General features: G+C 55.2%; 20 protein-coding genes. 14 read left to right on the forward strand and 6 right to left on the reverse strand.

The features are described from left to right. Nucleotides 1–304 precede the first annotated feature (304 nt). The gene (locus J7J49_RS13895; protein ID WP_215093418.1) at nt 305–1,033 is read left to right on the forward strand and encodes an SIMPL domain-containing protein; all 729 of its coding nucleotides are present in this window, start codon (nt 305–307) and stop codon (nt 1,031–1,033) included. A gap of 49 nt (nt 1,034–1,082) precedes the next feature. On the opposite strand, the gene greB is transcribed toward J7J49_RS13895, so the two are convergent. Further along, the gene (gene greB / locus J7J49_RS13900; protein WP_082906775.1) at nt 1,083–1,613 is read right to left on the reverse strand and encodes a transcription elongation factor GreB; all 531 of its coding nucleotides are present in this window, start codon (nt 1,611–1,613) and stop codon (nt 1,083–1,085) included. A 183-nt stretch (nt 1,614–1,796) separates the two neighbouring features. Here greB and J7J49_RS13905 point away from each other — a divergent pair, with 183 nt between their 5' ends. The 6 genes from J7J49_RS13905 (at nt 1,797) to cysN (ending at nt 7,104) form a co-directional block, all read left to right on the forward strand. Beyond that, the gene (locus tag J7J49_RS13905) at nt 1,797–2,456 is read left to right on the forward strand and encodes a tetratricopeptide repeat protein (protein ID WP_064236465.1); all 660 of its coding nucleotides are present in this window, start codon (nt 1,797–1,799) and stop codon (nt 2,454–2,456) included. 72 nt (nt 2,457–2,528) lie between these two features. Further along, nucleotides 2,529–3,293 (forward strand): NUDIX domain-containing protein, encoded by a 765-nt coding sequence (locus J7J49_RS13910; RefSeq protein WP_215093420.1) that lies wholly within the window; start codon nt 2,529–2,531, stop codon nt 3,291–3,293. Between the two features lie 2 nt (nt 3,294–3,295). Beyond that, nucleotides 3,296–3,742, forward strand: a complete 447-nt coding sequence (locus J7J49_RS13915; protein ID WP_064236467.1) for a DUF1249 domain-containing protein — start codon at nt 3,296–3,298, stop codon at nt 3,740–3,742. Further along, nucleotides 3,742–4,512, forward strand: a complete 771-nt coding sequence (locus J7J49_RS13920) for a phosphodiesterase (protein ID WP_064236468.1) — start codon at nt 3,742–3,744, stop codon at nt 4,510–4,512. Before J7J49_RS13915 ends, J7J49_RS13920 begins: the two co-directional genes overlap by 1 nt. Nucleotides 4,513–4,699: 187 nt before the next feature. Continuing rightward, a complete protein-coding gene (cysD, locus tag J7J49_RS13925; RefSeq protein ID WP_064236469.1) occupies nt 4,700–5,662 on the forward strand; it encodes a sulfate adenylyltransferase subunit CysD in 963 nt (320 codons plus the stop codon). Further along, nucleotides 5,662–7,104 carry a sulfate adenylyltransferase subunit CysN gene (cysN, locus tag J7J49_RS13930; RefSeq protein ID WP_215093422.1) on the forward strand — a complete coding sequence of 481 codons (1,443 nt, stop codon included), beginning with the start codon at nt 5,662–5,664 and terminating at the stop codon, nt 7,102–7,104. The genes cysD and cysN overlap by 1 nt, the downstream gene beginning before the upstream one ends. 68 nt (nt 7,105–7,172) lie before the next feature. Here the strand turns inward: cysN and J7J49_RS13935 are convergent, their stop codons facing one another. From J7J49_RS13935 to J7J49_RS13945, 3 genes are read right to left on the reverse strand one after another with little or no spacing between them, the layout of a single operon-like run. Next, nucleotides 7,173–7,982, reverse strand: a complete 810-nt coding sequence (locus tag J7J49_RS13935; protein WP_215093424.1) for an ABC transporter substrate-binding protein — start codon at nt 7,980–7,982, stop codon at nt 7,173–7,175. Between the two features lie 45 nt (nt 7,983–8,027). Further along, on the reverse strand, nt 8,028–8,744 hold the full coding sequence (locus J7J49_RS13940) for an ATP-binding cassette domain-containing protein (protein ID WP_215093426.1): 717 nt from the start codon (nt 8,742–8,744) through the stop codon (nt 8,028–8,030). Continuing rightward, a complete protein-coding gene (locus J7J49_RS13945) occupies nt 8,741–9,445 on the reverse strand; it encodes an ABC transporter permease (RefSeq protein ID WP_215093428.1) in 705 nt (234 codons plus the stop codon). The genes J7J49_RS13940 and J7J49_RS13945 overlap by 4 nt, the downstream gene beginning before the upstream one ends. A 128-nt stretch (nt 9,446–9,573) precedes the next feature. Between J7J49_RS13945 and J7J49_RS13950 the strand changes: the two genes are divergently transcribed. From J7J49_RS13950 to J7J49_RS13965, 4 genes are all read left to right on the forward strand, one after another. Continuing rightward, nucleotides 9,574–10,461 (forward strand): substrate-binding domain-containing protein, encoded by an 888-nt coding sequence (locus J7J49_RS13950; RefSeq protein WP_215093430.1) that lies wholly within the window; start codon nt 9,574–9,576, stop codon nt 10,459–10,461. A gap of 102 nt (nt 10,462–10,563) precedes the next feature. Further along, nucleotides 10,564–11,127, forward strand: coding sequence for a type 1 glutamine amidotransferase domain-containing protein (locus tag J7J49_RS13955; RefSeq protein WP_215093432.1), 564 nt, complete (start codon nt 10,564–10,566; stop codon nt 11,125–11,127). Beyond that, complete coding sequence (locus J7J49_RS13960) at nt 11,127–12,245, forward strand: App1 family protein phosphatidate phosphatase (protein ID WP_215093434.1); 1,119 nt, start codon at nt 11,127–11,129, stop codon at nt 12,243–12,245. Before J7J49_RS13955 ends, J7J49_RS13960 begins: the two co-directional genes overlap by 1 nt. 118 nt (nt 12,246–12,363) lie before the next feature. Beyond that, the gene (locus tag J7J49_RS13965) at nt 12,364–13,038 is read left to right on the forward strand and encodes a zinc metallopeptidase (protein WP_064236477.1); all 675 of its coding nucleotides are present in this window, start codon (nt 12,364–12,366) and stop codon (nt 13,036–13,038) included. A gap of 3 nt (nt 13,039–13,041) precedes the next feature. Here the strand turns inward: J7J49_RS13965 and cmoB are convergent, their stop codons facing one another. Continuing rightward, the gene (cmoB, locus tag J7J49_RS13970) at nt 13,042–14,052 is read right to left on the reverse strand and encodes a tRNA 5-methoxyuridine(34)/uridine 5-oxyacetic acid(34) synthase CmoB (RefSeq protein WP_215093436.1); all 1,011 of its coding nucleotides are present in this window, start codon (nt 14,050–14,052) and stop codon (nt 13,042–13,044) included. Between the two features lie 2 nt (nt 14,053–14,054). Continuing rightward, a complete protein-coding gene (gene cmoA / locus J7J49_RS13975; protein ID WP_215093438.1) occupies nt 14,055–14,798 on the reverse strand; it encodes a carboxy-S-adenosyl-L-methionine synthase CmoA in 744 nt (247 codons plus the stop codon). A 121-nt stretch (nt 14,799–14,919) separates the two neighbouring features. On the opposite strand from cmoA, the gene pgi reads away from it, so the two are divergent. From pgi to J7J49_RS13990, 3 genes are all read left to right on the forward strand, one after another. After that, nucleotides 14,920–16,602, forward strand: a complete 1,683-nt coding sequence (gene pgi, locus J7J49_RS13980) for a glucose-6-phosphate isomerase (protein WP_064236480.1) — start codon at nt 14,920–14,922, stop codon at nt 16,600–16,602. Nucleotides 16,603–16,791: 189 nt separating this feature from the next. After that, the gene (parE, locus tag J7J49_RS13985; protein ID WP_215093440.1) at nt 16,792–18,687 is read left to right on the forward strand and encodes a DNA topoisomerase IV subunit B; all 1,896 of its coding nucleotides are present in this window, start codon (nt 16,792–16,794) and stop codon (nt 18,685–18,687) included. A gap of 122 nt (nt 18,688–18,809) precedes the next feature. Further along, nucleotides 18,810–20,774 (forward strand): methyl-accepting chemotaxis protein, encoded by a 1,965-nt coding sequence (locus J7J49_RS13990; RefSeq protein ID WP_240488291.1) that lies wholly within the window; start codon nt 18,810–18,812, stop codon nt 20,772–20,774. The last annotated feature ends 73 nt before the right edge of the window (nt 20,775–20,847 follow it).

The raw sequence follows: 20,847 nt of genomic DNA on the forward strand, positions 1-20,847 counted from the left end.
CGATCCCAACCGGGATTACTCCGGTTGTGCAGGTTTACGTACGTCAATAATTGTACTTGCGGTATCGCTGGCGTTGCCCGCACTCTTTTTCTAAACAGAGAGGTTTTAATACCCGCCTACTGCTCAAGGGCAACAGGAATTTCCTTAAATTTGCCACAATCGGCCACCGACTAATTTACCTTTAAGCGCTATTGTTAAGGGCTATGGTTGTTAAGGACTGAGGTTGTTAAGGACTAAAGTTGTTAAAGGCTGTGATGCAAATAAGTAGTCGTTAATTTAACGAGCGTTAGCGGGAGTGGCGGCAATGGCGGGAAACATTCGAAATACGGCGGTACTGGGCAGTGCCGTTTTGCTGGGCGGGCTGCTGGCGCTGGGGCTGGTATGGAGCGGTAGTTATATCAAGGGAGCAGCGGAAGTATGGCAGCAGTCGTCACGTAGCGTCACAGTGCGTGGCTTAGCCGAGCGAGAAGTGCCTGCGGATTTGGTGCTGTGGCCGTTCAACTACAGTGTCAGCGCCAATAGCTTGAGCGAGCTTGAGCAGCAGTTATCCAGCGATGAGCAGGCTATTCGTGATTTTCTGGAGGCGCAGGGGTTTGCAACGGAGCATGTTAGTTCCACTCCACCAAGGATTACCGATCAATTTAGCAATCAGTACGGCGGTCAGCGCCCGGATGAGCGCTACCGCGCTGAAGCGACGCTGCTGCTGCGCTCACCGGATGTTGAGGGTGTGATTGAGGCGATCCCCCGTGCGACTTCATTGGTGCGCGAGGGCGTATTGCTCTCGCCCAGCTACGAATATCGCACGGAGTTTCTATTTACCGGTCTTGATGCTATCAAGCCCGACATGATCGCGGCGGCCACTGCTGATGCGCGCAACGCCGCACAGCAGTTTGCCGAGGATTCCGGTAGCCAGGTGGGCCAGATTCGTCAGGCGACCCAGGGCTATTTTTCCATTGAGGACTTGGATAGCTACACGCCGCAAACTAAGCGTGTTCGCGTCGTCACCACAGTGGACTATTCCTTACAAGACTAGGTCTTACAAAGCTAGGCGTTAAAGGAACAACGCGTTAACGGAGCAACGGTTAGCCAGTGTAATCAATAGCGGTGATGGTATAAAACGTATCACCGTTAGGCGTGAGCACCTTTGCTTCGTCACCCACCTGTTTGCTAAGCAATGCTTTGGCCATGGGGGCATCGATACTGATCCAGCGCTTCTTGGTGTCGATTTCATCGTGGCCCACAATCCTAAGATGAACCTTCCCGCCGTTTTCATCTTCCAGGCTGACGTAGGCGCCGAAAAAAACCTTACTGGTGTCGGCAGGTAGGCGGTCGACGATTTGCAGCTCGTCCAAACGTTTTGTCAGGTAGGTAATCCGGGCAATAACGCGGTTGAGCTCTTTTTTGTTATAGGTGTAATCGGCATTTTCACTGCGGTCACCCTGGGCGGCCGCTTCACCTACTTTCTCTGAAATAGCGGGGCGCTTAACCCGCGACAGGTGATCCAAAATAGCGCGCAAACGAGCCGCCCCCTCTGGAGTAATCAGGTTGCTCTTAGGGGCTTGACGCGGATCTTTGGCTGGATCGCGCCAGCGGGTCATATTGCGGCCTTTCATTACCTATTCCCTATCGTGTTTCGAGCTATCTACCTTACGTTAATTGCGCGAAGCAACCAAGCAGCATACTGTTGGTAAATCATTCAAACGTTCGTTAGGTTTTTTGCTATATTGGGTGAGAGGCCCGCTGTTGGTGGGTCTCATGGTAGGTAAGAGCAGGACAACAATAATTTAGGAGCAACTATGCGAACTCCCTCTTTTTCACGTATATCCTTATCACGCTCATTGATCGCTGCCGCTATTGGCAGCACGCTGGTGCTATCTTCGTTAACCGCTAGCGCATTTGAAGGTGAGTTATTCTCGCTGAAGAACCGCTGGGAGCATACCGTGACTGAGATGCCCGCCAACGAACGTGAACGCACCCTGAAGTCCTTGGCTGGCGAAGCGGAGCAATTAGCCGAGCAGCACAGCGACGAAGCTGACGTACTTGTCTGGCAGGGTATTATTCTGGCTTCTTATGCCCGTGAACGCGGTGGTTTAGGCGCATTAGGTACCGCCGGTGATGCGCGTGATGCCTTGGAAAAGGCGATTAAAATAGATCCCCAGGGGTTGAATGGCTCAGCCTATGTCACGCTAGGGGCGCTTTATGACCGTGCTCCGGGGCGACCACTTGGCTTTGGCAATAGCGATACCGCTGAACGCATGTTCCAGCGTGCCCTGGAGATCCGCCCAGACGGTATTGATGTGAACTACTACTATGCCGCCTTTTTGAAAGAAGAGGGCAATGAGCAGGCCGCCCGCGAGCACGCCCAGCGTGCGGTTAACGGCACCGCTCGTGAAAATCGGCAAGTCTCCGATGAGGCGCTACGCCGCGATGCCGAGGCGTTGCTTAATCAACTGTAAACTACCCACTGAATTGGCATTCCCGGTGGCAAGCATTGATAATAGATCGATTATCACCACTGGGAGTGCCTCATGGCGTCCAACTCCAAGAACGATTCTGTTCAGAATTCTCTCCTTCAGCGCTCTCCTTTTAAAAACACGGCGCTTAGCGTTCCAGATTTAAAGCGCGATGATGTTGAGCTGCTTAAGCGTGAAACGCTGCACCAGGGGTTTTTCCGCTTAGAAGCTTTAGAGCTTCGCCACCGGCTATTTGAAGGCGGTTGGAGCGAACCTATGCGCCGCGAAGTGCACAATCGCTTTGATGCGGTGGGTGTCCTGCTTTACGACCCCGAGCGCGACTCACTGGTGCTCATTGAGCAGTTTCGTGCTGGCGCCATTGATGACGCCGTATCTCCCTGGAAGCTTGAGATCGTCGCCGGTTTGGCAGAAAAAGACGAATCGCTGGAAGACGTGGCGCGTCGCGAGGCGTGGGAAGAGGCCGGTTGCAAAGTGGCCCAACTGACCAAACTACACACTTATTATCCCAGTCCTGGCGCCTGCAACGAGCAAGTAACACTATTTTGTGGTTTGGTAGATACCCAAGGATTAGGTGGGATACATGGCTTAGACGAAGAGCATGAGGATATCCGTGTTCATGTCATGCCTTTTGCGAACGCCTGGGAACTCTTAGAGCAGGGGCGACTCGACAACGCCATGTGTTTAATTGGTCTACATTGGCTTAATAGCCAGCGAGCTTCACTGCGTGCCGCCTCTCAGCGAGCTTTGTCGACAAGTGAGACGACGACAAGTGAGACGACGAACAGCGAAACGACGCAAAGCGAAACAGATAAGGAGTGAACATGGCGAGAACGGCCTATGTCACCGATTTAAAATCGCTCCAAGGGGAGTGCAGCGCCAACTATTTACGCTTGGTGCGCCTGGTGGGCGATATGGAGACCGGCCAGCGCCGTGATATTGCCCTGCGCGGTGATAAACAGCATTTCGGCGATCTGCATCTCTATATTCAACAGCAGGCGCCTTACACCACCATGGTGGATGTGTCCCAGACCGGCCCGCTAGACGCTGTTCTGGAAGGGCCGCGTATGCGGGTACACCTCTATCACGATGTGCGTATGGCGGAGGTGACCGACTTTCAGCGCGAGCGCCACTTTAGTGGCCGCTATCGCTATCCCAACGCTCGCATGCATCAGCCGGATGAGAAGCTGCAGCTCAATCGTTTCTTAGGCGAGTGGCTGGCTCACGGCCTTGCCCACGGCCATACCGCTGATGTGCCGGAGATGCCCTAATGCGGGTAGTACAGATTACCGATGCTCACTTGTATGCGGATACTCAGGCACGCTCCCGCGCTGGCATCCCTTGGCGGCAGTTTCAGCAGGTGTTGAGCGCCGTTGTCGCCGCAAGGCCCGATATCGTGCTGTTTACCGGTGACGTTAGTCAGGACGGCTCAGCCGCATCCTACGCTTTAGCAGTGCAGGCGATGGAACAGTTGCCTTGCCCCTGGTACTGGCTGCCGGGTAATCACGACCAGCTCGAGTTGATGGCTGCCGAGCGCCCGATGGTCGACCAAGTGGACATGGGGGCGTGGCGCATACTGCTGCTCAATACCCAGGTAGAAGGCAAGCCCTATGGGGAACTGGGAAGCGAGCGACTTGCCAAGCTCGCTGAGCAGCTTGAACAGGATGGGCGACCCACGCTAATCGCCATGCACCACCCGCCTGTGGACGTAGGCGCGGTGTGGATGGATGCCATTGGTTTGCAGGATCGCGACGCGTTTTGGCAACTGCTAAGCCAATGCCCACAGGTCAAAATCGTCCTATTTGGTCACGTACATCAAGCCTACGCCGAGCACCATAGCTTAGGTGAAGGTTTAGGCGAAGGTGCAGGCGAACCCACTATTGATGTGTATGGCTGCCCAGCAATGGCAGATCAGTTCCTGCCTGCCGCTGAGCAGTTCGCCGTTGATGAGGCCTCTCGGCCTGGCTATCGCATTGTTGATTTGACTGGGAGTGATGCTCAACAGGGCGAGTGGCAAAGTTGGATTGAGCGCATCGAATAGAAGACAGTCTCCAGAAGTTATCTCTTTCTCACTCTCAGATAGGTGATTTAGGAATAAAAAGATAGTTATTAATTCTTTTGGGTTATTATCAGCTAGGCGTTACCCTAACTGCATACGAACGTACAATATTAGAACGTACACTGTTTCTAGCTTGTGTGACGAGCATGTTTTTGTGAGGTAAGGGGCCATGACCCAATTGTCTACTGTTTCTTCAGCGACGCAGGGGGAAGCTTTTAACGCCCCTGATGCTGCGCGTTTGACCCACCTTAAGCAGTTAGAAGCGGAGTCTATTCATATTATCCGCGAAGTCGCCGCTGAGTTCTCCAACCCAGTGATGATGTACTCCATTGGTAAAGACTCATCAGTCATGCTGCATCTGGCGCGTAAAGCCTTCTACCCAGGTACGCCGCCTTTTCCGCTGCTGCACGTAGACACCACCTGGAAATTTCGCGAGATGATCGAGTTCCGTAACCGTATGGCTGCTGAAGCGGGTATGGAATTGCTCGTGCACACCAATGAAGAGGGGCGGGCGGCGAATATCAATCCGTTCGACCACGGCAGCGCTAAATATACCGACATCATGAAAACCCAGGCGCTTAAACAAGCGCTGGAAAAGCACGGGTTTGATGCAGCCTTTGGTGGTGCCCGTCGCGATGAAGAGGCGTCACGGGCCAAGGAGCGTGTCTACTCGTTCCGTGATAAGTATCACCGCTGGGATCCCAAAAATCAGCGTCCTGAGCTGTGGAATGTGTATAACGCCAAGGTTAATAAAGGCGAATCGATTCGCGTGTTCCCGCTCTCCAACTGGACTGAGCTGGATATCTGGCAGTACATCTATTTAGAGTCGATTCCTATTGTGCCGCTCTACTACTCGGCCAAACGGCCTATCGTTGAGCGCGACGGTATGCAAGTTATGGTGGATGACGAGCGTATGCCGTTAGCGCCCGACGAAGTACCGGAAATGAAGTCGGTGCGATTTAGAACGCTTGGCTGCTACCCGCTGACCGGTGCGGTGGAGTCCGAAGCGGCGACGCTGCCGGAAATTATTCAAGAGATGCTGCTGACCCGTACCAGCGAGCGCAGTGGCCGCGCCATTGACCGTGACCAAGTGGGTTCGATGGAGAAGAAAAAGCGCGAGGGGTACTTCTAATGTCTCACCAATCCAATTTAATTGCCGACAATATCGAAGAGTACCTGCACGAGCATGAAAACAAAGACCTGCTGCGTTTTATTACCTGCGGCAGCGTTGACGACGGCAAATCGACGCTGATTGGTCGGCTGCTTCATGACTCGAAAATGATCTTTGAAGATCAGTTGGCGGCGATCACCCAGGCCTCTAAAACCAGCGGTACCACCGGTGATACCGTTGATCTGGCGCTATTGGTGGATGGCCTACAGTCTGAACGCGAGCAGGGCATTACCATTGATGTGGCGTACCGCTTTTTCTCTACCGATAAGCGTAAGTTCATTATTGCCGATACGCCGGGGCATGAGCAGTACACCCGCAATATGGCCACGGGCGCTTCCACGGCCAGCCTGGCGATTATCTTGATCGATGCCCGTTACGGTGTGCAGACCCAGACTCGTCGTCACAGCTTTATCGCCGACCTGCTGGGTATCCAGCATCTGGTGATTGCGGTCAATAAAATGGATCTGGTGGGCTTCTCCGAGCAGCGCTTTAACGAGATAGTCGATGAGTACCGTGCCTTTGCCACTAATCTCCAAGCGTCGGATATTCGCTTTGTGCCAATGTCGGCGCTGAATGGCGACAATGTGGTCAATCGTAGTGAACAAACGCCCTGGTACTTTACCGGCAGTTATCAGGGGAAAACGCTGATCGAGCTGTTGGAGAGCGTCGAGATAACCCGCGATCAAAACCTCACTGACCTGCGCTTGCCTGTGCAGTACGTCAACCGCCCAAACCTTGATTTTCGCGGTTACTGCGGCACTTTGGCGGCTGGTGTGTTGCGTCCCGGGCAAGCTGTTAAGGCGCTCCCGTCGGGTAAAACATCGCGGGTTGAGCGGATTGTTACCTTTGATGGCGACCTTGCGGCGGCTTATCCTGGCCAAGCCATCACCGTAACACTGGAAGATGAGATCGATATCTCCCGTGGCGATTGGCTGGTAGCGGCAGATAGCGAACTGCCGCTCTCCAATAGCTTTAAAGCCGATATTGTCTGGATGCAGGACGAGGCTTTAACGCCGGGTAAGCTGTATGATTTCAAGCTGGCGACCCGCGACCTTTCCGGCCAGGTCAGCGCGATTGATTACCAAATCGACGTTAATACTCTGGAAAAGCATGCCACGCACTCGCTGGACTTAAATGCGATTGCCCGCTGCGATGTGGAGCTGACCGCGGCCATTCCGGTGGATGACTACCGCACCAGCCCGGGCACCGGCAGCTTTATCATTATCGATCGGCTGACCAATGTGACCGTAGGCGCAGGTATGATTCGTGGCACTGCAAGCGCTTCAGGCAGTGCATCAAGTGCCACCGACTGGGCGGCCTTTGAACGCGATCTGAATGCCTTGGTGCGTAAGCATTTCCCCCACTGGGAAGCGAAAGATATCAGCGGCTTGTTTAACCGCTAAATGTAATCGCTTAAAGCAAAACGGCACGCCTGCAAGGCGTGCCGTTACTATTTTGGGGGCTTGCAAGATTACTCGGCGTTAGGGAAAAACAGCTGCTGCCCATCCACCTCGTAATCGGCAATCGCTTGCTGCCCCTCGTCTGATACGAGCCACTCGTGCCACTGGGCAGCGAGGTCGTGTTTCAAGTGCGGGTGACGGTCGGCTGAAAGCAGCAGGCTACCGTACTGATTGAACAGCGCTTCATCGCCTTCAAACAGTAGCGTTAAGTCTTGTGGATTTTCAAACGCAACCCAGGTAGCGCGATCGGTAAACGTGTAGGCGCCCATACCCGCGGCGGTATTCAGCGTAGGGCCCATGCCACTACCCAGTTCGCGGTACCACTCGCCCTGGGGCGTGATGCCCGCATCTTCCCATAGACGCAACTCAGCGCGGTTGGTGCCGCTATCGTCACCCCGTGAGGCAAAGGGCGACTCGCTCTCGGCGATGCGTTGCATGGCATCGGTGACTGATTCACTGGCGCTGATGCCAGCAGGGTCATCGCTGGGGCCAACGATGACAAAATCGTTGTACATCACATTAAGGCGCTCGGTGGCGTAGCCATCGGCCACAAACTGCTCTTCGCCCGCGGTGTCGTGTACCAGCAGGCTATCGGCATCGCCACGGCGACCAATTTCAAACGCCTGCCCGGTGCCTACGGCTACCACGCGTACATCAATCCCTGTTTCTTCAGTGAAGGTAGGAATAATAGCGTCGAACAAACCTGAGTTTTCGGTCGAGGTGGTCGAGGCCAGTGTGATGTAGTCATCCGCTGCCAGCAGCGTGCCGCTCCAGGAGAGCCCTAGCGTGCCTGCGATTAACAATGCAGTAGTCTTATTCATGGTATGGCTCCTTGATCGTTTTTCATTTATCTAGCTGTTTCAGGGCTACCAAACGAGTTCGCCGCGAATAAACGCACCAGCCTCACGTGAGGAGGGAGCGGTAAAAAAGTCGTTGGCGGAGGTGTGTTCCAGCAACTCGCCGTTATGCAAAAACAGCACGTCATCGGCCAAACGGCGTGCTTGGTGTAGGTCGTGGGTGGTCATCACAATGCGCGTGCCGCTGTGGTGAAACTCAAGCACGGCATCTTCAACGGCCTTGATGGCGGCAGGGTCGAGTGCGGAGGTGGGTTCATCTAGAAACAGCACCTGTGGATTGAGCAGCCAAGCACGTGCCAGTGCCAAACGTTGCTGTTCGCCGCCAGATAGCACCCGCGCTGGCCGTTTGGCGAGATGCGCCAGACCAAACCTCTCTAACGCACTCATTGCCTGGGATTTGCGGTTTTGACGGGCTGTTTTATGAATGGCTAATACGTAGGTCAGGTTATGTAGCGCCGAGCGGCGCAGCAGCACGGGGCGCTGGAAGACCATGGCTTGGGCAGGTGGCGCGCCTTGCCAGCGTACTGTGCCGCTGGTAGGCGTTAATAGGCCATGGGCCAAGCGCATGAGCAGGCTTTTGCCCGCGCCGTTGGGGCCCATGATGAGCGTTCGCTGGCAGCCTGTCAGGCGCAAGGTAGTAGGCTTGAGCAGCGTATGGCCGCGATGGATAAAACCCACGCTATCGAGCTCTAGGGTGGCGGTGGGAGGAGCGTAGTGTGCGTTCATCCCAGCCGCCGTTTCGCCGTTTCGCCGATTATATGGGCGATAGCATTAATCAGGGTGACCAGGGCGAGCAGAATAATCCCCAGGCCAAGCGCCATAGGCAGGTTGCCCTTGCTGGTTTCCAGCACAATGCTGGTGGTCATTACGCGGGTAACGCCATCGATATTGCCACCCACAATCATCACCGCGCCGACCTCGGCGCTGGCGCGGCCAAAGCCGGCCAGGATCACCGTGATCAGCCCAAAGCGCGCATCCCATAGCAGAGTGGGGATCATGCGTAGGCGCGTAAGCCCCAGTGAGTTCAACTGCTCGGCATACTCGCTGTGGAGCGCTTCAACCTGTTGGCGGGTAAGGGCGGCGATAATGGGAAGTACCAGAATCACCTGAGCGATCACCATCGCCGTCGGCGTAAATAGTAGCCCCCAGGCGCCTAGCGGGCCTGCCCGTGAAAGCAGCAGATAAACGCACAGCCCGGCGACTACGGGTGGCAAACCCATCAAGGCATTAAGGGCAATAATCACTACATTGCGACCGGGAAAGCGCCACAGCGCCAGCGCGGCGCCTAAGGGCAGCGCTATTAGGCTGGCAATAATCACCGCCACCAGAGATACCTGCAGCGAGAGCACCACAATGGAGATTAACGCGTTATCCATACTCAGGATTAGGGCGAGGGCGGTACTAAAGGCGTTGTCACTGGTCAGCATTGAGCATCGGCGTCATTATTATGTGATATTGAGCATGATGTACTGAAAAATGACCTAATGCACTTGAGGCTGAAATTCATGCAGTCTTATGCAGTAAATTGCTTATACCCAGCGAAGGGCTCGTTGCGATGGCTGAACAATATGCTTACCTGACCACCGCAGAAGTCGCTGACTATTTACGCTTAAAAGAGCGCAAGGTCTACGACCTGGTTCGCCAAGGCCAGATTCCTTGTAGCCGGGTAACGGGAAAGCTGCTGTTTCCCCGCCAACAGATTGATTTATGGGTGCTGAGCCATTTGGAAGGCGACCAGGCGCAGCGTTTTTCGGTACCGCTGGTCGTCGCGGGGAGTCAGGATCCGCTGCTGGAATGGTCGATTCGAGAGAGCGGCTCTGATTTAGCGATGCTCTGCCAGGGCAGCGGCGACGGTGTACGGCGTTTGATTGATGGCAAGGCGATGCTGGCAGGTATTCATCTGCTGGATGCTTCCACCCAACGCTACAACGAGCCCAGCCTGCTTGGTTTAAGCGGTATGAGCGACCTGCTGATAGTGCACTGGGCCAAGCGACGCCAGGGGTTGCTCTTGCCCACAGATAACCCGCTAAAAATCCATGGGCTGAACGACTTGAAGCGGCCCGATATTCGCGTGGCATATCGCCAGCCAGATGCGGGAGCAGCGAGGCTGCTGAGCTGTTTGCTAGCACGGGCGGGGATTGATAGCTCCGCGCTTAACTGGGCGCCACACGCTTCATTAAGTGAGGATGATTTGGCAATTAGCATCAGCCAGGGCGAAGCTGATGTAGGGCTTGGCATTGAAGCTGCCGCCCATCGTCAGCAGTTAAGCTTTATTCCGCTATGCGAAGAGCCATTTGATTTAATTATGCAGCGGCGTAGCTATTTCGAACCCGCCCTGCAGCGGCTGTTGGCATTTACTCATCAGGCACGCTTTGCTGAGCGAGCGAGGCAGCTGGGCGGCTACGATCTTGGTGAGGCAGGCAAGATTGTCTATAACGCTTAGTGCAGCCAGTTAACTCGTTAGCAGGTTAGCTTGACGCTGTTACTGTATGCGCCACAATGGTGAAGCGTTACTAACGCAAATCATCACGAAAAGGAGAGCATGATGAAACAAGCATTAAACGGACAACGCGTGGCGATTTTAGCCGCCGATGGTTTTGAAGAGTCAGAACTCAGCGTGCCGCGTGCTGCCCTGCAAAAAGAGGGTGTCGAGGTTCACATCATCACTCCCGATGGAAAAGGGATTCGCGCTTGGGCGGAAACCGATTGGGGGGATACCTACGAGGCAGATAAAGCGCTTGCTGATGTCAATGAGTCCGACTACCACGGCTTGGTTCTTCCCGGTGGCCTATTCAACCCTGATGAGCTGCGCACCAATGAAGAAGCTCTACACTTCGTCAAAGCGTTTTTCCAGGCGGGCAAGCCCGTCGCGGCTATTTGCCATGCGCCGTGGATTTTAATCAACGCAGGCGTGGTCGAAGGGCGTCGCATGACCTCGGTACCCAGTGTTGCCCAGGATTTGCGCAATGCAGGCGTTGAATGGGTCGACGAATCGGTTGTAGTTGATAGTGGCCTTGTGACCAGCCGCACGCCGAAAGACTTGGATGCCTTTAACGCCAAGTTACTTGAGGAGCTTCAAGAAGGGCGTCATTCTGGTCAGCACGCTTGATGAGCTTATTGCGTGAGTGGGCAAGCTTTGTCAAAAGGCTTGTCCACGTAATTGCCAAACCTATCAAAGGTGACAGTGGTCGCGGTGGTATGGTGGTGCATCCTTACCGTGGCTATGGATCTCAGCGTGAAGTGTTTGTCATGGGAAGGGTGTTTCGCCAAGCCGCGCTAGGACGCATCATCCCTCGCCATGGCATGCTGCGCGACACCGCCGATGTTGCACGGCGGGTTTTGCGCCGAGGGCTGGCTGATGCTCAGGTTGAGATACATATTGGCGAAAACCAGCTCTGCGTGGGCACTGATCGCGATGGCTATTTTGATGTGCACTTGCCGATTAGCCATACGCTGCCGATCGACGTTTCCTGGCACCGCGCTGATATCTTGGTGCATTGCCCCGGTCAGACCCCGGTACGCACCCATGTAGAAGTTTACGTGCCACCGCCAGAGGCGGACTTGCTGGTGATTAGCGATATTGATGACACCGTCATGTTTACCGGCGTAGCAGAGAAGCTGAAAATGCTTTATCGCCTGTTCGTTAAAAAACCTCACCGGCGTACGGCTTTTCCTGGTGTCGCATCGCTTTATCAAGCGCTGCATCGCGGTGTAAGCGAACGCGCTGAACGCCCCATTTTGTATGTCTCTCGTGGGCCGTGGGCGATATACGAAATGCTCGAAACCTTTTTTCAGATTAATCGCATTCCTGTCGGGCCGATTATTTTTTTACGCGAGTGGGGTATTTCTTTGCGCCGCCCCTGGCCACGCCGTGCCGAAGAGCATAAGCGCGACCTGATTGATCGTATGTTGACCCTTTACAGCGAGCTGCCGTGCATACTCATCGGCGACAGCGGCCAGCACGATCCAGAAGTGTATATCGAAATTGTCAAAGCCTACCCAAACCGCATTAAAGCTATCTACATTCGGCGTGTGGATAAAGATCCTAAGCGGGAGGAGGCCATTCAGCGCTTGCGCGATGAGCTGGTGGGTACCCAGTGCGAGCTGGTACTAGCTGCCGATAGCGTGCTGATCGCCGAACACGCCCACGCCCAAGGTGATATCTCTTCACACGGCTTGCAGGCGGTTCAGCGCGACGTAGAAGAGCACCGCAACGATCCTACCTAACCACACTCCCGCATAACGCTGTTGCCAAGTCAGTCCCCGTGGTAAAACAGCCATTCGGTCTGTGAAAAATATGTGCGTGTGGCTATTCGCGTGCATTGGCTTATCAACAGGGGCTGCCATGGTTGTTCTGCTGATCATTTTTGCGCTGGCGGTTTTTGTGCTCCCCAATGTGTGGGCTAAATGGGTGCTCAAGCGCCATACCCGTGGCCGAGACGATTATCCCGGCACGGGGGCCGAACTGGCAGATCATTTGCTGCGCAGGCTGGGCATTGAGGGAGCAAGTGTAGAGCGCACCGAATTTGGCGATCATTACGACCCCGAAACGCGCTGCGTGAGGCTTTCCCCAGACAACTATGATGGCCGCTCGCTAACTGCCGTCACCGTGGCCGCTCATGAGGTCGGTCACGCTATTCAACATCATCAGGGCTACGCGCCACTGCTGGCGCGCAGCCGATTAGTCGGCGTTGCGCAAAAAGCCGAAAAACTCGGCGCTCTATTGATGATGGCCGCCCCGTTCCTGTTTCTATTGACCCGTTTGCCGGGTGGCCTGGCGATTGTGATTGCCATGGCGGTCATCAGCTTTGGCACCGCGGCATTGGTGCATCTAGTGACCTTGCCGGTAGAGTTCGATGCCAGCTTTAACCGTGCACTACCGCTGCTAAAAGAGTATGTGCCACCTTACGATATGCCCGGCGCCCGGCATGTGCTTACCGCCTGCGCATTTACCTATGTGGCAGCCTCACTCGCTAGTGTGATGAACTTAGGGCGCTGGCTGGTGATTTTGAGAAGGTAGCTTTCACCCAGGCTTATTGGCCAAAATCACCGCTCTTCGCGGTGCGGGGTAGCCTTCAATAGTGCGGGTGCGGTCTTCAGGGTCGAGAAAGTCGGCCAACGATTGGTAAGTCATCCACTCGGTTGATCGCTGCTCGTCTAGCGTGGTAACGGCTTCATCAACCACGCGTACGTTAGTAAAGCCGCAGCGCTCCAGCCAGTGGCAGAGCGCTTGGGAAGAGGGCAGGAAGTAGACGTTGGGCATGGCGGCGTAACGCTCGCCGGGTACAAAGACCGTCCGCTCATCGCCTTCGACCACTAGGGTCTCCAGCACCAGCTCGCCACCCGGTGCCAACGCCGCTTTTAGCTGCTGAAGATGTTCCAGCGGAGCAGGACGGTGATAGAGCACGCCCATGGAAAACACCGTATCGAAAAAGCCTAGGTTGTCTGGCACATCTTCTATACCCACGGGTAAAAACTGCGTTCTACCGTCATCGGCATCGCCGACGAAGTGGCGAACCGCCTGAAACTGCCAGTAGAAGCGTGGCGAAGGGTCGATCACCAACACAAAAGCCGCACCTGCCCCAGCCATGCGCCATGCGTGGTAGCCGCTGCCGCCGCCCACATCGAGCACCTTGCGATATTTTAGCGGTGCCAGGTGTGGCGCCACTCTCTGCCACTTCCAGTCCGAGCGCCACTCAGTGTCAATATGGATGCCACCCAGTTGAAAAGGGCCTTTACGCCAGGGGGCAAGCTTTCTCAGCAGATTGAAGCATTGGCGCCGCTGGCTGTCGCTAAGATCGAGATCGACGCTGACAGTATCGCTGTCCAGCTGGACGTGCCGCTCATTGGGGAGCGCAGGAAGTTTGGCCACGGCCTTTTCCCAGGCAGACAAGTCGCCGTGGCGGTTGCGGTCAAGCCCATAAGCTAGCTGCTCGGGCAGCTTCGCTAACCAGGGTGTTAGCGAGGCATCCAGGCTAGCTTGATCTAAAAACGCCTGATAAATCGCGCGATGATCGTCGGATAACGGCGACACCTTTAACCCTCCTTAAACGCAATCAGCGAGGCAAAGTTGAGGTACTGAAACCAGGTCATTGAGCGCGGAAAGCCTGCCTGCTTTAGCCGCCCATGCAACGCGTCCAGCGTGTCTGGCACCAGAACGTTCTCCAGGGCTGTGCGTTTTTGGCTGATTTCCAAATCGCTATAGCCATTGGCGCGCTTAAAATCGTGGTAGCGTTCGACCCGCCAAGCGTTATCGCGCTCGTCAGCATCCACGGTTTTCTCAGAAAGAATCAGCACGCCGCCAGGTTCCAGCGCTGCATACAGCCGTGCCAACAGCGCATCGCGGTCGGCAGCAGGCAGAAACTGCAGGGTAAAGTTGAGAATGATCATGCCGGAAGGCGCATACTCTAGGGTACGAATGTCGGCTTCTTCCACCTGGATAGAGTACGCTGGACATTCATCCGCAAAGGTTTGCCGTGCCTGAGCCACCATCGCGGGTGAAAGATCGACGCCTGTGTAGCGAAAAGCGTCAGGCGCCAACGCCCCCGCCAGCGCAAGGCCTGAGGCGCCCAGCGAGCAGCCGAGGTCATAGACATGGGCGCCATGGCGAAGATGGCGCTGGGCAATTAAACTCAGCATGCCCAAAATTTGCCCATAGCCAGGCACTGATCGGCGGATCATATCAGGAAAACAGGCGACTACCTTCTCATCGAAAGAGAACCGCGCTACGCGGTCAAGGGGTGTCGAAAAGATAGCGTCACGGTAAGATGCATCACTCATGGGCAAGCCGGTATTGTAAATGAGGCTGAGTAGTTTACGCGCCCTTTGTATGTCAGAACAGTATGTCAGAACAGTACGCCAGAACAGACCTTGCACGGAACGACGCCACTGGAGATGCCACATGGCCTCAGCATCAAGCGCTACCCCCGATACGTTACCTGCGTGGCAGACGTTAAAGCATCACGCTGAAACGCTGCAGCACGTTCACCTAAAAACGCTGTTTGGCACCGAACCCTCGCGCTGGGAGAGCTTTACTCGCCAGGTGGCGGGCTTGACGCTGGATCTTTCCAAGCAGCGCTGGGATGACGATACGCTCGAGCATCTGTTTACGCTGGCTACTGAAGCGGGTGTGCCTTCAGCGATTGAGGCACTGCTAAGCGGTAAGCGAGTGAACGTTAGCGAAAACCGTCCGGCGTTACACACGGCGTTGCGTTTACCTGCCGATGCCACGCTCGAGGTTGAAGGTGAAAATATCGTTGCTGCCGTGCACGAAAGCCTTGCCCAAATGGAGCGCTTGGTCAGTCGGCTGCACGCAGGGCAGTGGCGGGGCGCCACCGGCAAACCGATTCGGCATGTGGTGAATCTTGGCGTTGGCGGCTCCGACCTGGGGCCATTGATGGTTACCCACGCCTTGGCAGACTTTCGGCCGAAAGGTATTCATCCGGTTGAGGTGCATTTTGCCTCTACCATGGATGGTTCGCAGTTGGCGGATTATCTAAGCCGTTTGAACCCTGAAACCACTATCTTTGTGCTGTCGTCCAAGTCGTTCACGACCATTGATACGCTCTCTAACGCTAACACTGCCCGGGAATGGCTGTTGGGCCGTTTGACCCAGCATGGTGCGACTCCGATTAGTGCTGAGTTAGTTGTTCGCCAACACTTCATCGGGGTGTCGGCGAGTCCTGACAAAATGACCGAGTGGGGCATTGCGGACGACCACCAGTTAACTTTTTGGGAATGGGTAGGTGGGCGCTACTCGCTGTGGGGCACTATTGGCTTGCCGATTGCGCTGGTGGTGGGGATGGAGAACTTCCGCGAATTTTTGGCCGGTGCGCACGCCATGGATCACCATTTCGCTAAGGCAGAAATGTCGGAGAACCTGCCCGTGCTGCTGGCGTTAGCGGGGATTTGGAACGTCAATTTTTTGGATATCCGCGCGCACTCCATACTGCCTTATGACGGGCGATTGGAATATTTCGCCGCCTACCTTGAACAGCTGGAGATGGAGTCCAACGGCAAGTCGGTTACCCGTCAAGGCCAGCCGATTAACTACTCGACTTGCCCGGTGCTTTGGGGCCAGCTTGGCCCTAATGCCCAGCACGCGTTTTACCAGTTGCTGCACCAGGGCACGCAGCCGGTGGTGTGTGATTTTATTGCACCGCTCAAACGCTACGATGAGGTGGAAGACCCGGATACCCGGCGCCACCTTAAAACCCAGCACCGTCTGGCGCTGGCCAATTGCTTTGCCCAGTCCCGTGTATTGATGCTTGGTGACGATGCCTTGGAAGATGACGGCCCAAGGCCGGAGCATAAGCGTTACCGGGGTAATCAGCCCTCCACCACGGTGCTGCTTGATCAACTCACGCCTTCTACGCTGGGTGCGCTTATCGCGCTTTATGAGCATAAGGTGTTTGTTCAGGCGGTCATTTGGGATATTAATCCGTTTGACCAGTGGGGCGTTGAGTTGGGTAAACAGATTGCCACCGATACCCAGAAAATCATCGACGGTGAAGGCGATCTATCGCGGATGGATGCCTCAAGCCGCGGGTTGATTGAGGCATTCTGGGCGGCAGAGCAGGAGTGACCTATCCTTGGCGCCCCTGGCAATAAGCATGGCTAGATATACAGCTTTTTGCTTTTCCGCTATCCTGTGCTTCTTTGCAAGCCGCCAATGACTCGTTTCAGCATTCAATATGGCTGCCAGTACGATTTGCTAAGCACGAATTGCTAAGTACGAATTGATAAGTACGCTTTTTCAGGGAACCGACGTTACATGACCCAGTTTGATGCCTCTCAGTACGGCGCGAGTTCCATCGAAGTCCTGTCGGGCCTCGAGCCGGTTCGTAAACGTCCCGGTATGTACACCGACACCACACGCCCTAACCACCTTGCTCAGGAAGTCATCGATAACAGCGTCGATGAGGCGCTGGCGGGCCATGCCACCGAGATCAACGTTGTGCTGCATAGCGACGGCGGGATCGAAGTGCAGGACAATGGCCGTGGTATGCCTATCGACCTGCATCCTGAGCATGGCGTTTCTGGCGTTGAGCTTATTTTTACCAAGCTGCATTCAGGCGGTAAGTTCTCCTCCACTAGCTACCGCTTCTCCGGCGGCCTGCACGGTGTCGGTGTTTCGGTGGTGAATGCGCTTTCGCGCCGCTTGGATGTGGAAGTTACCCGCGATGGCGCACGCCATGCCATGGCCTTCGAGTTCGGTGAAAAAGTCGAAGAGCTGCATGAAATTGGTAAAGCGCCCAAGCGGGCGAGTGGCACACTAGTACGTTTCTGGCCCGATGAGAGCTACTTCGATAGTCCCAAGCTAGCGCTAACCCGGCTCAAACATCTGCTGCGTGCCAAAGCGGTGCTTTGCCCCGGGCTCAAGGTCAAGCTGGTAGAGCCCGAGGGCACCACCACCGAGTGGCAGTTCGCCGATGGCCTGCGCGACTATCTCGTTGAAGCCACAGACGGCTATGAAGTGCTGCCTCGGGAGCCCTTTGTTGGCCATTTTAACGACGACGAACACGGCGTGGACTGGGCGATTCAGTGGCTACCCGAAGGCGGCGAAGCGCTGTTGGAGAGTTACGTCAACCTGATTCCTACACCCCAGGGCGGCACCCATGTAAACGGCTTTCGTTCTGGGCTGTTGGACGCGTTACGGGAATTCTGCGAATACCGCAATCTGTTGCCCCGCGGCATCAAGCTCACCGCCGATGACCTTTGGGAGCGCACTTCCTTTGTGCTCTCGGTAAAAATGCTCGACCCGCAATTTGCCGGGCAAACCAAAGAGCGTCTCTCGTCGCGAACTATTGCGGGCTTTGTCTCCGGCGTGGTTAAAGACGCTTTCTCCCTATGGTTGAACCACCATGTGGATCAAGCCGAAGCGATTGCTGAGCTGGTCATCAGCGCGGCGCAGAATCGCCAGAAAAAAGCTAAGAAGGTTGCCCGTAAAAAGGTCACTTCTGGCCCGGCGCTGCCCGGTAAGCTCGCGGACTGCTCCGGCCAAGACCCCGCGCAAAGCGAGCTGTTTTTGGTCGAGGGAGACTCTGCCGGCGGCAGTGCCAAACAGGCGCGAAACCGTGAAACCCAGGCGATACTGCCGCTGCGCGGTAAGATCCTGAATACTTGGGAAGTGGAAACCCACGATATCTACGGCTCCCAGGAAGTTCACGATATTGCGGTGGCGATTGGCGCCGACCCCGGCAGCGCCGATCTGGAAAAGCTGCGCTACCACAAGATCTGTATTCTCGCCGACGCCGACTCCGATGGTCTGCACATCGCCACGCTGCTGTGCGCGCTGTTTGTGCGCCACTTCCCGAGCTTGGTCGATGCGGGCCACGTCTATGTGGCGATGCCGCCGCTTTACAGGATTGATCTGGGCAAAGAAGTGCACTACGCCCTGGATGAGAGCGAAAAAGCCGCCATTCTCAAGCAACTGGCCAGTAAGCGCGGTACGCCTAATGTGCAGCGTTTCAAGGGCTTGGGGGAGATGAGCCCGCTGCAGCTGCGTGAAACCACCATGTCCACGGAAACCCGGCGACTGGTGCAGCTCACCTTGACCGATGGCGATGGCACCATGGAGATGATGGATATGTTGCTAGCAAAAAAACGCGCGGGCGATCGTAAAAAGTGGTTGGAAGATTACGGTAACCTTGCCGATATCGAGGTGTAGATAAAACAGCTAAGCGTTAATAAGGCGTTGTTAAGGCATCGTTACAGTAACGCGTGCTTTAGCCGATAGTTGAATGTAGGGCTTACAAATTCTAATAACCGCACATTCATAGGGGAAAAAAATTGTTTAAAACCATATCTAGGCAGCTAACACTGGCTGCACTTGCACTTATGCTACTGATGGCCGCCAGTATCTACGCCGTGATGGCGTGGCGGGGGCAACCGCTGGTGATTGAAGCAAGCCAGTCGTTGGTGGATCGAACAGGCGGATCGATCGTTAACGCTTTGGATGCGCAGTTATCGCGGGTTGAAGGCAATACATCGAGTCTTGCCGCGTTGGCTGAGTCGTTACCTCGCGAAGAAGAACTTTATTTGCAAGCCTTCCCTAGAGTGGTGGATGACAATGGTAACAGCGTCATTGTCGGCGGGGGGATTTGGCCAGAGCCTAATGCATTTGAAGCAGGGGTTGAGCGCTTTAGCTTCTTTTGGGCAAGGAACGAGCAGGGCGGGCTTGAGTTTTTAGATGATTACAACGCCCCCGGTATGTCGCCCTATCAGGATGAAGAGTGGTACAGCAGCGCCCGTGACGCCGAACCAGGGCAGTGCGTGTGGTCAACGGCCTATCGTGATCCTGCTACGGGCGTGGCAATGGTGACGTGTAGCGTCCCTTACTATCTCGATGATGAGTTTGCGGGCGTGGCCACTATTGATATGCAGCTTGAGGGTGTGGCCGAGTTCTTAACTGAAAACGGCGGTGCGACCGGTGGTTATGCGTTTGTGCTTGATAGCGCGGGCAATGTGATTCATTTCCCGGGTGCTGATCTGGAAACGGATGAGATGCAAGGTCTGGCGAATTTAATAAGCAGTATGCCTTGGTTGCAGCCGGTAATTGATGGCCTAAATGAAGGGCGTGACGAAGTCAGCGTTGAAACCGCAGGTGTGCTGAATGCCCCCGCTTCGGTGCGTTTGTTTGATATGCAGGATACTGGCTGGACGCTTGGTTTAATGACGCCTCAAGAGGAAGTGACGGCGCTGGCGCGTACCCTAACGCGTGATTTGTTGGTTGTCATTCTGCCCTTGTTAGCGCTGTTGCTTGCTCTTGGTTGGTGGGGTGGACGCATCCTGTTGCGGCAAATTCGCAGTACCACGCTGCAGATTGATCAGTTAGGGCAGGGTGGCTCTAGCCGTGAGCTGACTATTTATCGCGACGATGAAATTGGCGAGCTACGCAGCGCTGTCAACCGCTACTCGGATAAACTGCAGCATCTATTTGGCGACGTGCGCAGCGTGGCGGATGCCATCGCCAGTGAGTCGACGGAAATTGCCGCGGGTAATACCGAGCTTTCTAGCCGCACCGAAGAGCAAGCAGCTTCTCTGCAAGAGACCTCTTCCACGATGGAAGAAATGGCGGCAACGGTGAAGCGCAACGCTGACAACGCCCAAGAGGCAGACCAGCGAGCGAAGGAGTCAGTGGAAAAAGTTAAGCAAGGTGGTGAGCAAGTATCGCGGCTGGCGCAATCCATGGAAGCGATCAACGAAAGCTCCGGTGAAGTGTCTACCATTGTTAGCGTGATTGAGAATATTGCCTTCCAAACCAATATATTGGCGCTAAACGCCTCGGTAGAGGCAGCGCGGGCAGGTGAGCATGGTCGTGGGTTCGCCGTGGTGGCTAGCGAAGTCCGCGAGCTGGCGTCACGCAGTGCTGCCTCTGCCAGAAACATTAATGGGCTGATTAAAACCACTTCTGAGCAGATTGCGACCGGTAGTGGCTATGCTCAGGCGGCTGAATCTGCCATGAAAGAAATTGTAGTGGCGATTGAAGAGGTGACCGCGCGAATTAGTGAAATCAGCCAAGCGTCTGGCGAGCAGACCAACGGCATTGACGAGATCAACCGGGCCGTTACCCAAATGGATACGGTAACGCAACAGAACGCCGGTTTGGTTAGCCAGGCCGCTGGTGCTGCTAATGAGTTGTCGCTTCAGGCCCAGCGCTTGAAAGGATTGCTTGATGAGTTTCACGGCAGTTCTCAAACGGCAGCACTAGCACACGAAACGAAGGCATCAAACGAAAGGTATCAATTAACCTAGCGAGCCATGTTAAGTGGCCGCGCGTCCGCTTATCAGCCGCCCCGACTGGGGCGGTTTTGTTGTTAAGGTAGGA

Origin of the sequence: Halomonas sp. ISL-56 (assembly GCF_018612805.1) — a bacterium.
Taxonomy (GTDB): Bacteria; Pseudomonadota; Gammaproteobacteria; order Pseudomonadales; family Halomonadaceae; genus Vreelandella.